The following is a 15,441-nucleotide window of genomic DNA, read 5'->3' on the forward strand; positions in this document are numbered from 1 at the left end:
CGATATCGTATACGATTTTGTATATATTCTTTAATGTAATGGCATAAAAAGGTTTACTTCATCGTTTGTAAAACGTGAGAAAGGAGACGCTTTATGAGTAAGAATATTAAAAAATTGCTATTAGGTTTTTGTTCTTTTCTATTATTAGCAGATGTCTGTGCGATGACTCATTTTACAAAAGTTGATGTACTTTATGCCAGTGAGACAGAAGATGTTAGCACCACGACCTCTATGATCTATCAATGGAGTTGGCCAAAGGATGTAAATATCGTTAAAACGGAAAAGCAAGATTGGGAATTGCCTGTGTCAGGGGCAAGTCAAAAGAATCCGATATCACACCGTCAGTTACTGACGTTGCTGCCTTCTGAAATTCTTGTACATGAGAATGGTGGACAAAAACCACTTAAAATAGCATGGGATGTAACCGAGATACCAGAACCTATCTGGACAGGAAATTATGTTATTTCAGCGACGATTGTTGATCCAACGTATCATTTATCAGAAGAAGCCGCAGAATTGTCCTGTACTGTTTGTTTTCAAGAAACCGACATCGCGTTGCAATCGCTGGCAGATCATACGATTAAGGGAATTAGCCCATCAAGTACAAAAATTGATCTGTTTGATTATTGGATAACGAATGAAAATGATCCCGATAATATATTTAAAGAGGAATATCGTTTATATGGCATCAATGGCTTTAAAGGTGTAGATGTTGGTGTTCGTCATGGATTGCTATTTGGAATCGGCTCGAATTATGGTTGGGCAAATACAACGGATAGTTCCTCTACCCCGAAACAAGGAATTGTTGAAAATGTCTTATATAAAAATGGGAATACCAATAAGGATGGATACCCTAGATTAAAAAGTTCTAGCTTAAGTGGTGACAAGGATAGCACAAATAGTAATATTTTTGTACAAGACTTTGATATACTTGATTATTTATTTGACCCTGCCAATCTAAATAATAATATTTTTACAGGTGGAAAAAAATCATATGAAAATGTGAAAGGATTATTGCAAATCGATAAAGATGGTTATTATTCATACAATAGTGATGAAAACTTTGCCGAGCTTAATAAACAACAAAAAACCTTTACGTTATATGATACGCCAGCTATGAAAGAGAATAAAGGCTTATCAGGTGGGCAATTTTTTCCACTCAATAGTGCATCGGATATGTTTCAAGAAACGAATGGGAAACTATCTTCAAAAATCTTATCTGAAGTAGATGCAAAACTAAATCATTATTTTGGGCTTACCATGACGACATCCTTTGTGCAACAAAAAGGAGGTACAAACAGAGGGAAACCTGTGACATATAGCTTTATGGGAGATGATGATGTATGGGTGTTTATCGATGGTGTACTTGTTGGGGATGTTGGTGGCTGTCATGCGGCAACGAATTTAGATATTAATTTCCAAACAGGTGAGGTTAGAGTCTATGGAAATATAGGTACCAATTTTGATAAAAGAACAACAATCAAAGCAGCTTTTGAAGCAGCAGGAAAAGCAACCACTACCGGCTTTAGTGGCAATACATTTGCGGATGATACCATACATACTTTGAAATTTTTCTACTTAGAAAGAGGACATGCACAAGCAAATTTACGTTTACGATATAATTTAATACCTAAAACAGAAACTTCTCTTATAAAAACGGACGAAAATGGCAAAGCGTTAGAAAATGCTACTTTCTCCTTGTATCAAGCAGATGCTTCCTATCAGACATTAAATGAAGTCAGCAAAATTATTACAGATAAAAATGGATATGCGGCATTTATGGATGATGAAGGCAATCCAATCACATTAGAAAGCTTAAAAAACATTAGCAATTACTTTGTCTTAAAAGAGTCAGGAACGCCGCAAGGATATCGCCAAACGAAGGATATACAATTGCAATTCGTAAAAGCCGGCAGTAACTATGCATTAAAGGTGAACAATCAATGGAATAGTGGTGCATTTGCAAGAACAAACATAGCTCCTACTTTTAATTTGAAGACGATAAAGAAGATAGATGGCAGTTCCTTGAATTATGATAGTACGTATATAACATTATCTTCCGGTATCATATTTGCTGTCGTTATGAAAAACGATAATGGTGTGTGGAAACCGGTGTATGGAAACGATGCGGATGGATGGAAAGTAACAAAAGATGGTAGTTTTACTTCCTTAAAAACAGCTATCCGTAAAAATCCTAATGTGCTAGTTGAAAAAGGAATGACAGGGGAAAATAGAAAAAATATTCCGCTGCCGGGAAATATCAATGCGTATGATTTTGCCGGTGGTTCCGATTTTAAAATTGCATATTATTATAGTATGGAAAGTAGTGTTGATGAAATAAATTATACATATGAAATAGATGAATTAGATGTGGCGACCGGTTATTCTTATACATATGGAGCTACACTCCAGATTACTGATGTTGCGGATACCCTACTTGTTCAAAAACTTGATGCTGCTCAAGAGCCATTGACGGGAGCAGAATTTGCGATGTATGAAGAAAGTGGTCTAAACGTTAAGGAAGATGGAACCTATACGATCAATAGTGGAGCGAAAGTTTTGCAAACAGTCACCACGAAAAATCTTACAGAAGCATTGGATGGTGTGACATTACGCGGAGGTGCGAAGTTTGCCGTTTCTGCGGGAACATATTATATCATCGAAACCAAAGCACCGGCTGGCTATGTGAAAAATGATCTCGCCGTGAAGGTGGTTGTCGATACGAATGGAGTATCGGTAAATGCGAATAGAGAAAACGATGGGATCTATGTGAAAAAAGGCATCGATTCTTTGTATAGCAGCATGCTGCAATATGCCGATGCAGATGGTATCGATGCTACTTTGCATGGTCTAAAGATGCAATTAGAAACAACCGATAATTTAGATGGCACATGGAACAAACAACCCGATAGTACGCATTTGCAATATACAGCAACTGGTTATGATAGCATCACAGGAAAAGCGTATCTAGGAACAGATGTGGGATGGAGCCGTTTAAATCTGCAGCAATGTTTGGAACATGACAGCGCCTCGGTAAATGCAAACAAACAAAAATTAAATAGCACAAATGTTGCAGGTTCATTTAAAGATCAGACAATTGTGCAGGTTACCAATCAGAAAGTATCTTCACTTGAAATTAAAAAACAAGTGGATGGCGAAGCGACGTCAAGTGCCTTTACATTTAAGATCAAACTCACAGAGCCTAAAGCACAAAGCTATACAGCTGAAATTTATAATGCTTCTGGAAATCTAATTCAGACAATGACAATCGACAAAGAAGCAACTTTCTCTTTAAAGGATAAAGAAACATTGCGAATACCTACTATGAACTATCAGACAAGCTATGAGATTGCCGAAATCAATATTCCTGCTTCTTATGACGTATCAGTGCAAGTAAATCAAGGCGAAGTTAAAAAACAGACGTCAATCAACGGAACGATTGCGTATGGAGAAAATTTAGTTGTTTTTACAAATACGGTTCATAGTAAAGCAGACTTTCGGTTTATAAAAACGACAAATAAGCAAGTGCCATTAGCAGGAGCAGGTTTTGTACTTTATGAATTGAATTGCACAGAGGATACACATGATCATGCGAATGAAAAGATATCGGTTGATCAATATGGACAGCTAAAAGATACTACCGAAAAATGCTGGAAGAAGTTTGCCGATACGAATTCGGTTGCCGCAACGGGAGAAGTGCTATTTCATGACTTAAACACGCAATTGGAATATCGTTTGATAGAGTATAAAGCTCCTAGCGGCTATTTACAACCGGATGGGCAATGGAAATTATCCTATGATACACAAACAAAGAAATTTATCGTGAACGGAATTGTTGGTTCAGTGACAGGTACTCCTGCCTTTGAAAAAATAAATATGTCTTCAGCAGACTATCGTTTGCCGAATTATCAGCCTAATGATTTGCCTTCCACAGGGCATGGCGGAAATACAATCGCTTATGTAATAGGAGGTATTCTTCTAATGCTTGGAGGTTTTGGGATGTACCGTTATCGAACCAGAAGGGAGGGAGGCTAAAAACAAATTTATGTTTTAGATCATACAAATTATTCAGAAAGGAAAGGTAAGGAATGATGAAAACGAAATTTACAAAAATGATGGCAATATTTGTTATGTTACTCATGATTGTGCCAATTGGCTACGGTAATGTAAAAGCTGCTATTACGCCATCTTCAACAGCTATGATTACTGTTTCAGGTATAAAAGGTGATACGAATGTTGAATTATATAAGGTTATCGGTGTGGATGTAGATAGTACAACCAATACACCAAAGAATCCTATGTATTTATGGCATCCGGATGTTATGGAATGGGTAAAAGCATATGATAATGCCCATGGTACAAATTACATAGCGAAAACTGGTGATATCCATAATGCTGTAACGGATGAATTTAACGGTTCTATGGATACTGCAAAACAGGATGAATTCTGGCAGACCATGGCAAAAGATATTAGAAATGGTACTTTAGATTTAGGGGTAACCGCATCGCAAAAATCAGATGGTAGTGTAGCATTTCCGAATTCTAACATGGGGGGATATCTTGTGTTAGCTACACCAGAGCCATCCGCACCGGGAAAATATTCTTCTCGTATTTATAAGCCAACTACAGCGATTTTAACCCCAACGTTTGACAATGGAGTTTGGAATCTGAAAAACACTACCGTATCTTTAAAGTCTTCAGATGGTACGATTGATAAAACAATTGATGATGAGACAGTTGAAGTGGGGCAGAAGCTTACGTATACGATCAGTGCCACGATCCCTGCTTATACACCAGATGTTGAAAACAGATATGTCAATGTTGGCGATAAATTTCCAGAAGGTTTGACATATAACAAGGATGTAAAAGTATATGCAGATGAAGCTTGCACAACGCAGCTTACAACAGGGTTTACAAAATATGAAACGCCAACTGCAGATGCAACTTTCTCAGTACGTTTTGAGGATGCTTTCGTAGCTGCCCATGGTGGAGAAATGGTATATTTGAGATATACGGGAACAGTGAATAAGAATGTTGAATATGCCTTGATTAATAATGCCTTTGTGAATGGTCCTTTCAATTATGGAGGCAGTACTCAGGTCGTAGCACGCTCTTATGGATTTATCTTACATAAGGTCGGAGAAAATAATGCGAATCTGCAAGGTGCAGAATTTGAAGTAAAGAAAAAGAATGGAAGCGAGGCATTATCCTTTATCAAAATGGCAGATGGTGAATACCGTTTAGCAGAAGCTTCTGAAACAGGAAAAACAACAGTATTAACAACTGGGGCTTCCGGTACGCTGCAGGTGGAAGGAATCGCAACAGGTGAATTTATCTTAAAAGAAACAAAGGCACCAAATGGCGGCTATGTGCTTCCTAATGGTGAAATCACCCTTACGTTGATTGACAGTGAACCAAACGGTATGTTGGATGCTGGTTCTGGTGTTACTAAGACCGGTTCTATCCAATTAGGTGAAGAAGTGAAAATCAATGATATTATTTTAGAATTTACGGTCATAAATGGAAAAGGCTTTGATTTGCCAGTGACAGGTGGTATGGGCACCATGTTGTTTACCATCTTAGGATTGGGATTAATGATTGGGGCTGCTACGCTTGTGATCACGATGCGAAAAAAAGAAAGTAACCTTCATTAAGCTTTTTAAGGTTTTATCTGAATGAAGAGAAAAAGATGGAACCGTGTTTATTTCCTGGCACCTGTAATATTGTTTATTACAGGTGCTGCCATTTTTCTATATCCCGCTATTAGCAATTACATCGCAGAAAAAAAGCAATGGAATGTTATACAGACCTATGATGCGAAAATGAATACTGCAAGTAAAGAGGAAATAGAAAAAGAGTGGAAAAAAGCTAAGATATATAATGAGAATTTAATAGGACAACCCGTACATGATCCCTTTGTTTTAGGGAGCGGTTTTGTCTTACCGAACAATTATGAAGATGTTTTGCGGCTTAGCGAAGATGGTGTCATGTGTTATCTTCGTATACCAAAATTGAATGTTCATATGCCGATTTATCATGGAACGGCAGAAAAGGTATTGCGTAAGGGAGGCGGCCATCTGGAAATGACATCTCTTCCGATTGGAGGAAAAGGGAACCATGCGATGATATGCGCTCATCGAGGCTTACCTAGTGCCGAATTATTCTCACGCTTGGATGAATTGAAAAAACATGATCTGTTTTATATCCATGTACTGGATCAGGTGCATGCATATGAAGTTGATGATATTCAAATAATCAAACCTGAGGATATGAAGTACATTCATTTTGAGAGTAAAAAAGATCTGATCACATTAATGACTTGTACGCCCTATGGCGTAAATACACATCGCTTATTGGTAAGGGGAAGGCGTATTGCGTATAAAAATGAGCAAGAAAAGGAAATTAGGATAGAAAATAATTGGAAATTGGAATATGTGATTGTATTTGTCGGTGGTATTGCTTTCTTCGCATTAAAAAAAGGATATCGGGCATATGAAAAAAAGAAACATTAACTATTTAACAGCTTTTTTAGCCATCTTGCTATGTATCGGCGGCTTTGCTTTGTTGTTATATCCTGATATGAAACATCTATCTTTTCGCATGGAAACTAGACAATGTCTGGATAGCTTTGAAGCGAATAAAAAGCTTATTACGAAAAATATGTATTTGAAAGTAGAACGTTATAATAAGCAAATTTATGAAGAAAAACAGATTGGACTGAAGGATGCTTGGAGTTATGAGGAAAACATCTTTTCGAAAGAGATGGCAAGCCTTCCTATGAATGTATTTGGCTATCTTGAAATACCACGCATGAAGATTAAGCTGCCTTTGTACATCGGTGCCAGCAAAGAGCATCTCGCCAAAGGCGCTGCAATCCTGTCGCAAACGAGTATGCCGATAGGTGGCGAAAATACAAATAGCGTTATTGCTGCACATCGGGGTGGATATGCTGGAGCATCTATGTTTCGCGATATAGAAAAATTAAAGATCAATGATGATATTCATATCACCAATCCTTGGCGTACATTAACGTATACGGTAAGGAAAATTGTTGTCATCTTTCCCAAAGATATTGATGCGGTAAAGATTGTAGATTCTAGCGATATGGTGACGCTTATCACCTGTCATCCTTATCCGAACAATACCCAGCGTTATGTCGTGTACTGTGAAAGAAAAGGGGAGCATAAAGGAACTATTAAACAACGTAGTGAGGTATATGAAACAAGTCAAGAATGGATTCAAAAAGAACAGATTTTTCATACGATGAGTATGCTAGGTGGTTTTGTAATCTTCTTATTGTTATGTGCTAAACGAAAAGGATGTATTTCAATAAAAAAGCATAGAACGAAGGAGAGTAGAGGAGGTAAGAGATGGTAAGAAAATGGAAACGAATACTTTTTGCTATGTTATTGCTTTTTTCTTTTTCTACTATGGATCATATCGCTTTTGCGAAAAGTGAGGAACCAACCACTAAGAACATGGCAACAGATGGACAGAAACATGCGATAGTAAAGCAAAAGGATGGAGAAGATGATACAGATAAAAACGTGGCTGTTGCTGAACCACGAGGTGTTTCCTCCTTTGTACGTATTCGAGAGATTTATTATCCTTCCTGGTTAGGCAATTGGAGTACGGTCATGGGAACCATTGACGGGAAACTTGCATATTGTCTGGAGGCAAGTAAAAATACACCTCCTAATGGTAATTATGAGACGACGGTAGTGAATAATGATAATCTCTTAAAAGTTTTATATTATGCCTATGGGGGTGCGGGACAATCTGTATTCCTTACGGAAACGGAAGATATTGCTTATCTTTACACCCATATTTTGGCATCCTATGCTTATAGTGGTGATTTGTATGGGGGACATGGATTTGATTGGTGGGATCAGCATGGTATTGGATTAAGAGGCGTATATAATCTAATTACTAGCTATCCATCACCAAATATCTTGCAGTTTAACAATGATACCTTACAAGCTACTTATGATCCAAACAATAAAATACAAAGAACCAATACGATTACGCTGCAAGCGGTAAGCAAAGTTGCTGTATATATTCCATTAGAAGATGGGGTAACACTTCATAACACAACAACAGGGCAAACACAGACGGGTGGAACCGGAACGGTATATGGTGGACAGAGTTTTTATTTAGAGACTAAGCGCATAGATTTAGAAAATAAACAGTATAAGAATTTGAAGGGCGAAAATTTATACCGATATGCACCACTTGCTTTTTCGCCTGGTGGAAATAATCAGACCGAAGGAACGATTACGGTTACGGATTTTGTATCGCTAAATCTAAATGTAAATTGGATAAAGCCTTATGAAACATGGGATTTAAAAAAGATTGATGATACAGGGAAACCAATAGCAAATGCGACCTATTCATTGTATGTCGCAGATAGTTCCTATGCGATTCAGCAGGATACACCTGTATTTACAGGCATCACCGATACAAAAGGTAACATTAGCGTAGATCCTAACGTGAATACCGATCTAACCTTAGCCGCTTTACGTGCCAAAAGTAAGTATTATGTATTAAAAGAAGAACAGGCTCCTGCTGGTTATCAAAAAGCAGCGGATGTACATCTAGCACTTATCGGTGATACAGATCATCCATATTTTATTGTGAAGAACCAATGGGAAAGTGGTGCTATCACACAAGTGAAACAAAAGATCCGTTTTAACAAGAACAGCGAAATTGATAATAACAAGGCGCAATACCCGAATGTGGCTGCTTTTATTGAAGATACGGATACAGGAAGGTTGCTCTATCAAACAACATCAAAAACATGGAAAAGTACCAGTACACAGGGCGAAGGTAAGTACGCAGAGGCATATCAGGCTAATCCAATAGTATTATCCTTAGGAGCAGATAATACGTATGAGGCAATCATGGATTTGCCATACAATTACACCAGCACGAATATGGTATGGGAAGTCATGCCAACACCACCACCTCTTCCACGATATGATACTTACATACGACTTTGTGATCGTGCGGGCAATTGTTTGAATGGCTTTTCCAAATTGCCAGATGAGGTATGCTATTCCTCTACTATTGTCTTAACAAACAAAAGAAACCAATTCAGTGTTGAAAAAGTTAATGTGGATGGCAAAGCATTAGCCGATGCCCAATTCACGCTTTATGACCAAGACAATATTAAGAATGAAAATGGTACGATCACAATTGTTAAGGATATCCCTTATGAGCAGCAAACAACAGATGCGAAGGGGCAGGCCTGCTTTGGAGCGCAAAATCAGCCTTTGTTAAGTGGAAGAACATATTATTTAATGGAGACGAAAGCTCCGCTAGGCTATGATTTGAATGAAGAAATCGTTGAAATCAAGGTAACGGATCAAGGCGTGTTTGCGAATGCAAAAAAACAAGATGATGGAATTCTTGTGAAAAAGCATATAAAAAATGTCATCGCAAGCTTTCTACTTTATGCGCAAGCAGATGATATCGATACGACACTTCAAGATATGAAAATGCAATTATCAACCGCAGATACATTTACGGGTACGTATATAAAACAACCGCAAACCACGAATTTGAAATATCACGCTAGCAATACTGATGGGATTTATGATGTAGAGAGTGGTCCATCCTTTTTACAAACGGATAGCGGTTGGGGAAAACTTCAGGTAGAACAACGTTATAGCGGCACAGATACTATGTACAAATTTAACTTGAATGGTAAAAATGTAGCAGGTCTTTTTATGGAACAAACCGTTATACAAGTAATGGATCAAAAAGCGACATCTTTAGAAATTGAAAAACAGGTAATCGGTGATAATCAAAATGAAACGTTTAAGTTTACAGTCATGTTCCAAGATGCCGTTTCAAAGAAATATAGCGCTACAATATATAATGCCGATGGTTCTAAGCAAAAAGATATCACCACTTCTTATGGTATTTTAAATGCCGAATTAAAGCATAAAGAAAAACTGGTCTTTCCTTCGATTGATGTTAATGAGAAATATTTTATTCAGGAAACACTAGATTCAGAACAAAGTAATAACTATAACGTATCCATAAAAGTGAATGATGAAACAATATATTATGATAATAAAATCAATGGTGTAATTGAAAAGGGCGAAAATCATGTGATATTTATGAATACGATAAAGAAGACAGCTGATTTTACCTTTACCAAAACGACAATGAATGATGTCCCCTTAGCAAATGCAAGTTTTGGCATTTATGAATTGAACTGTACAAGTACTTCTCATGATCATACAAATGAGCAATTAAAGGTCGACAACAATGGTAATTTGATTTCCTCATCTGCTTGCTGGAAGGCTAAGAAACGTGTGATTTCAGCAGGCGATGGAAATGTGACATTTTCGGAACTCTCCATAGATAAAGAATATCGGTTGATGGAATACAAAGCACCGAGTGGATACTTATTGCCGGATGGATCGTGGAAGTTATGCTATGATACACAAGAAAAAGAATTTAAAGTAACGGGAATCGTGGGGAATGTTACGGGTACTCCAGCCTTTAAGAAAGAATCTTCCACAGCATCTTATCATTTGCCCAATTATCAACAGCAGACCATACCAGATACCGGATTTACAGGAAAAAACCATTATCTTCTTTGGGGCGGTATGTTAATGCTACTAGGATTTGGGTGGAGACAATGGCAAAGGGAAAGAAAGCATCTGTAAGTATAGAAAAAACAAAACACATCATCTATATTTGGTGAATGAAAGGGGCATTCACCTTGGGGTGATGTGGTATTTTGAAGTTTTTCTATAAATAGGGAAAATAGGATAAAAAAAAGACTTTTTTTATGTTTTATGCTTTTGGCTATTTGATTTATAGGAAAAACCATAAAAACTGATGTTATTTTATGTGAAACTTAAGGGACATTTCAAAATCCCTTTTTTTTTCACATAATTTGGTCTAAAATAAAGGAAAGAGGTGAAGTCTTATGAAAAAAGTAATTTGTGTGGTCGAAGATGAAAAAGCAATCAACGACCTAGTGAATCAATATTTAAAAAAAGAAGGCTATGAGGTTCGTTCCTATTATACGTATGAAGAGGCCAGTGCCCATGTCGGTGACGATGATGTACACTTATGGATCTTGGATATCATGCTGGATGATAAGAGCGGGTTTGACTTAATTGAAGAAATCCGTTTACAGGGAAAAGATATCCCGGTTATTTTTATGTCAGCACGTGATAAAGAATTTGACCGTATCATTGGATTGGAAAAAGGAAGTGATGATTATATCACAAAACCTTTTTCACCAAAGGAATTGGTTTTACGTGTGAACAATGTGATGAAGCGCGTCTATCGTAATGATAATAACCGCATCATGGTAGATGGGTATGAACTTGATGAAGAACAACGCAAGGTTTTTGACGGTGGAAAAGAAATTGATTTAACCACTAAGGAATTTGATTTGTTAATGATGTTTATTAAAAATAAAGGTATGGCATTTAACCGTGAAGCCATCTTAACGAATGTATGGGAAGAAAACTATTATGGAAGTGATCGTGTCGTTGATGATACGCTGCGTCGCTTGCGTAAGAAACTGCCGAATCTGAACATTCATACGATTTATGGCTATGGTTATCGTTTAGGCTAATGAAACGCTTTAATGAATTCATTAAACAGCTGTCTTTAACACAACAGCTGTTTGCGCTGATTTTCTTTTTCGTTACTTTTTTTGCGGTCTTCTTCTTTGTATATGTCAATGGCAGTGTTAATAACGCAATTAAAGAACAGATATTTAAATCGCTAGATGATACACAAAGTACTTTGATCAGTGCAAATGCAACGCTGGATGCGTACAGCAATGCCAGTAATATTGAAAATTATCCGGTCATGATCAAAAATGGCGATACTCCTATCTTGATTGCCCCGGCAGAAAAAAATATTGATACAAACAGTCGGGAATGGGAACAGATTCGCAATGATTTGCTTAAGGTCATGCGAGGAAATTTGGAAAAATATCATGGAATCTTTAAGAATGCCAGCAATGATCTGGATTCTTATTACAGTATTTTGCGCATCACAGATAAACAGTATTTGATTTCTAAAACCTATAGCGATAATATGGATAAGCTGGAAAATGTTTTAGTAAACAGTGTTGTCTATATCACGGTAATCGTCGTTGGTTTCTTCTTTATCGTATTAATGATGTGGGTCATTACGCTCATTCATCCATTGAATCAGATACGTAATTATATTGAACGTGTGAAACTGGGAAAAGATGCCGAGCTGCATGTAAATCGCAAGGATGAAATCGGGGAATTGGCGGATGCTCTGGTCAGCATGCGAGATGAGTTATTGCGTCAGGAAAAGACGAAGGAAGAAATGATTCACAATATATCACATGACTTAAAGACACCGATTGCGACGATTAAATCTTATGGAGAAAGTATCAAGGATGGTATTTATCCATACGATACCTTGGAGAAAAGTGTTGATGTTATCATTGAAAATGCGGATCGTTTAGAGGCAAAAGTACATTCCTTGTTGTTCATGAATCGTGTTGAATATCTGATTTCACAGGATTGTGAAGGTATTTCCAGCAATATGCAGGAAATCGTGGAAACAGTTGTGCAAAATACCAAATTCATAAAGCCGGAAATCACCATTCAGACAGATTTGGAAGAAGTGTGGTTTGATGGATTGGCCGAACCTTGGCGCGTTGCCGTGGAAAATATTTTAGAAAATGCATTGCGTTATGCGAAAACGACCATCGACATTCACTTGAGTGAAGAAGAAGGTTTGACGATTGCCAATGATGGTCCATGTATGGATGAAGATCGTATCAAAGTACTCTTTAAACCATATGAAAAAGGGCAAGGCGGTAAGTTTGGCTTAGGATTAAGTATCGTATCCAAAGTCGTTAACGCGAATCATTATGAGGTATGTGGAGAAAATACAGCCGATGGTGTTATTTTCCGTATTAATAAACCCAAAACAGAAACTAAAAAAGGACGATAATTATTTGTTTGTGTGAAAATAAACTCTGTGAACACGATATGTTCATAGAGTTTTTTTCGTATGGATAAGAAAATATTGTCTAAACATGTTCCTTTTTTCATATACTGAAACGAATGGAGGATGTGTATGTGCAGGATTCATAATTGTAAGTTAAATGTCACCGTAAAAGGAGAAGGGCAGGGCATTCTCCTCTTACATGGATGGGGCCAAAATGCCTATATGATGAAATTTCTCCAAGATCATTTATGTGAGCACTATAAAGTTGTCAATTTAGACTTACCGGGGTTTGGTGAAAGTGAAGAACCCGATCATGCTTGGGACCTCAAGGAATATGCGAGTGCCATGCATGAGCTATGTGATTACTATGAAATAAATCAACCGATCATTATTGCCCATTCCTTTGGCGCCCGCATCGCATTTCATTATGCATTGCAATATCCGCTTCAGGCAATGATCTTAACCGGAGCTGCCGGCATACGTAAAAAACATGGGATTTCTTATTATATCCGTGTGTATAGTTATAAGTTCATGAAAAAATGGCATCGTCAGATACAAATGGGCAGTGTTGATTATCAACAGGCTAGTGATATCATGCGCAGTGTGCTGGTAAAAAGTGTGAATGATGATATTACACCGGAATTAGCGAAGATAAAAGTTGAAACGCTTTTAGTATGGGGGGAACAAGATGAACAAACGCCTTTATGGATGGGAAAAATGATGGAAACATTGATGCCGCATGCGACCCTTGTGACATTAGCCAAAGATGATCACTTTGCATACTTTCATCAAAGTCTTCGCTTTAAGGCTATTGTGGATGCTTTTCTGGAGGGCATCTCATGAAAACCTTCATGCTATGTAGTTATCTGTTTTTTGTGCTTGTGCCCTTGAAAAAAAGTCTGCATATGTTCCAGCAAAATCGCTATCGCAATGATCGCTATCTGCCATGGCTGAAACAACAGTTATATGTGCTGCGCAAACATTTGGTGAAGACAGTATTGTTGCTTTTTTTGATATATGGTTTATTTTTTGTTTCAAACGATCAATTTCCCCAGCTGTTATTAAGCATGTTGCTATTGATATATGGTTACTTGATGTGGCGCAAAGAAGAACAAAGTGAATATCGCAAGCCGTTGGTATTTACGCCAAGAGCAAAACGGTTATATGGGATGCAACTTTTCCTGATGTTTGTGATTTTATGGGTATTGCAACAGTATGGCAATATCTTTTGGCAGATTTTCTTTACGCCATACCTCTACTTTTTGCCATGGGTGCTTATTCTTGTATCGGCATGTATCATGTTACCTATCGAGCGCTTTATCCAACAGTCTTATATGCAGAAAGCAGCGAAAAAACTGCGGGATCATGAAAATCTTTGTATCATAGGTATTACAGGAAGTTATGGGAAAACAAGTGTGAAAAATGTATTGTACCAGCTGATGAAAGAAGATTGGTATGCCTTGGCGACTCCACAGTCCTATAATAATCGCATGGGAATTACAAAGACCATCTTGGAATATCTACAGCCACTGCATGAGCTGTTTCTATGCGAAATGGGAGCCGATCATGTTCATGAGATTGAAGAGCTGATGAAGTTTGTCAGACCCCAATATGGTATTGTAACAGCCGTTGGCCAACAGCATTTGGCTACGTTTCATAGTATGGAAAACATTTTGCATGAAAAAATGCAGATGATTGAGCAATTAGGCAGACAGGGAATAGGATTTTTAAATGCGGATAATGAATGGATACGTTCTTATCCATTACGTGTTCATTGCCGTGTCATCTGGTTTGGTAAGGATATGTTAGCAGATTATCGGTATGGAAATGTTTCTTATGATGAAGAAGGCAGCCGTTTTACCATTACGCATAAGGCCGTTGCTCATGTTTTTCATACCCGTTTGTTAGGGGAACATAATCTGATGAATATCACTTGTGGGGTTGCGGTAGCACATCAATTAGGAATGTCCTGGGATGCTTTGGGTAAGCAATGTGAACAGCTGCCTTATGTAACCCATCGTTTAGAAAAGAAACAGATGGCGGATTATACACTGCTTGATGATGCATATAATGCCAATCCTAAAGGGGCTCGTTATGCGTTGGATGTGTTAAGAGAAATGCCCCAACAGCGTATCATCATTACCCCCGGTCTGATTGACTTGGGGTATGCACAGGATAAAGAAAATGAACTGCTGGGAGCTTATATGGCTGCATGTGTAGATGATGTTATATTGGTAGGCCCAACACAGACCGAAAAAATAAAAAAAGGCTTAATCGCTAAGAAGTTTCCGATAGAAAGATTGCATGTCGTAACGAATATTCAAGAAGCCTTTGCCTGTTTACAACAGATTAAAGAAAAGGACGCCTATGTTTTATTAGAAAATGATTTGCCGGACGCTTTTAACCACTAAGCGGATTGCGTAACGCCTATCCTGCTATTGCATAGACTGAAATATGCGAATAGGAAAGGGA

At 37.7% G+C, this 15,441-nt stretch carries 9 protein-coding genes; all 9 read left to right on the top strand.

What is annotated here, in order from left to right:
• Positions 1-93: 93 nt before the first annotated feature.
• The 9 genes from AC1VS3_RS07385 (at position 94) to AC1VS3_RS07425 (ending at position 15,380) form a co-directional block, all read left to right on the top strand.
• Complete coding sequence (locus AC1VS3_RS07385) at positions 94-4,035, top strand: SpaA isopeptide-forming pilin-related protein (protein WP_481275565.1); 3,942 nt, start codon at positions 94-96, stop codon at positions 4,033-4,035.
• Between the two features lie 53 nt (positions 4,036-4,088).
• Complete coding sequence (locus AC1VS3_RS07390; protein ID WP_117548142.1) at positions 4,089-5,654, top strand: SpaH/EbpB family LPXTG-anchored major pilin; 1,566 nt, start codon at positions 4,089-4,091, stop codon at positions 5,652-5,654.
• Between the two features lie 21 nt (positions 5,655-5,675).
• Complete coding sequence (locus AC1VS3_RS07395; RefSeq protein ID WP_481275566.1) at positions 5,676-6,512, top strand: class C sortase; 837 nt, start codon at positions 5,676-5,678, stop codon at positions 6,510-6,512.
• Positions 6,493-7,377 carry a class C sortase gene (locus AC1VS3_RS07400; protein WP_117548146.1) on the top strand — a complete coding sequence of 295 codons (885 nt, stop codon included), beginning with the start codon at positions 6,493-6,495 and terminating at the stop codon, positions 7,375-7,377. Before AC1VS3_RS07395 ends, AC1VS3_RS07400 begins: the two co-directional genes overlap by 20 nt.
• Positions 7,371-10,679, top strand: coding sequence for a thioester domain-containing protein (locus AC1VS3_RS07405; protein WP_481275567.1), 3,309 nt, complete (start codon positions 7,371-7,373; stop codon positions 10,677-10,679). Before AC1VS3_RS07400 ends, AC1VS3_RS07405 begins: the two co-directional genes overlap by 7 nt.
• Positions 10,680-10,945: 266 nt before the next feature.
• Positions 10,946-11,605 (top strand): response regulator transcription factor, encoded by a 660-nt coding sequence (locus AC1VS3_RS07410; RefSeq protein WP_008687150.1) that lies wholly within the window; start codon positions 10,946-10,948, stop codon positions 11,603-11,605.
• Positions 11,605-12,972, top strand: coding sequence for a HAMP domain-containing sensor histidine kinase (locus AC1VS3_RS07415; RefSeq protein WP_008687152.1), 1,368 nt, complete (start codon positions 11,605-11,607; stop codon positions 12,970-12,972). Before AC1VS3_RS07410 ends, AC1VS3_RS07415 begins: the two co-directional genes overlap by 1 nt.
• A 126-nt stretch (positions 12,973-13,098) precedes the next feature.
• Entirely contained in the window at positions 13,099-13,812 is a 714-nt protein-coding gene (locus AC1VS3_RS07420; protein WP_008687156.1) for an alpha/beta fold hydrolase, read from the top strand.
• Positions 13,809-15,380 carry a Mur ligase family protein gene (locus tag AC1VS3_RS07425; RefSeq protein WP_008687158.1) on the top strand — a complete coding sequence of 524 codons (1,572 nt, stop codon included), beginning with the start codon at positions 13,809-13,811 and terminating at the stop codon, positions 15,378-15,380. Before AC1VS3_RS07420 ends, AC1VS3_RS07425 begins: the two co-directional genes overlap by 4 nt.
• Positions 15,381-15,441 lie beyond the last annotated feature (61 nt).

The sequence above is a fragment of the Longicatena sp. genome (assembly GCF_982403165.1).

Bases quoted from the DNA above. Each gene is read 5' to 3' on its own strand.
- AC1VS3_RS07385 (WP_481275565.1), top strand. From the start codon at position 94: ATGAGTAAGAATATTAAAAAATTGCTATTAGGTTTTTGTTCTTTTCTA.
- AC1VS3_RS07390 (WP_117548142.1), top strand. From the start codon at position 4,089: ATGATGAAAACGAAATTTACAAAAATGATGGCAATATTTGTTATGTTA.
- AC1VS3_RS07405 (WP_481275567.1), top strand. From the start codon at position 7,371: ATGGTAAGAAAATGGAAACGAATACTTTTTGCTATGTTATTGCTTTTT.
- AC1VS3_RS07395 (WP_481275566.1), top strand. From the start codon at position 5,676: ATGAAGAGAAAAAGATGGAACCGTGTTTATTTCCTGGCACCTGTAATA.
- AC1VS3_RS07410 (WP_008687150.1), top strand. From the start codon at position 10,946: ATGAAAAAAGTAATTTGTGTGGTCGAAGATGAAAAAGCAATCAACGAC.
- AC1VS3_RS07425 (WP_008687158.1), top strand. From the start codon at position 13,809: ATGAAAACCTTCATGCTATGTAGTTATCTGTTTTTTGTGCTTGTGCCC.
- AC1VS3_RS07400 (WP_117548146.1), top strand. From the start codon at position 6,493: ATGAAAAAAAGAAACATTAACTATTTAACAGCTTTTTTAGCCATCTTG.
- AC1VS3_RS07420 (WP_008687156.1), top strand. From the start codon at position 13,099: ATGTGCAGGATTCATAATTGTAAGTTAAATGTCACCGTAAAAGGAGAA.
- AC1VS3_RS07415 (WP_008687152.1), top strand. From the start codon at position 11,605: ATGAAACGCTTTAATGAATTCATTAAACAGCTGTCTTTAACACAACAG.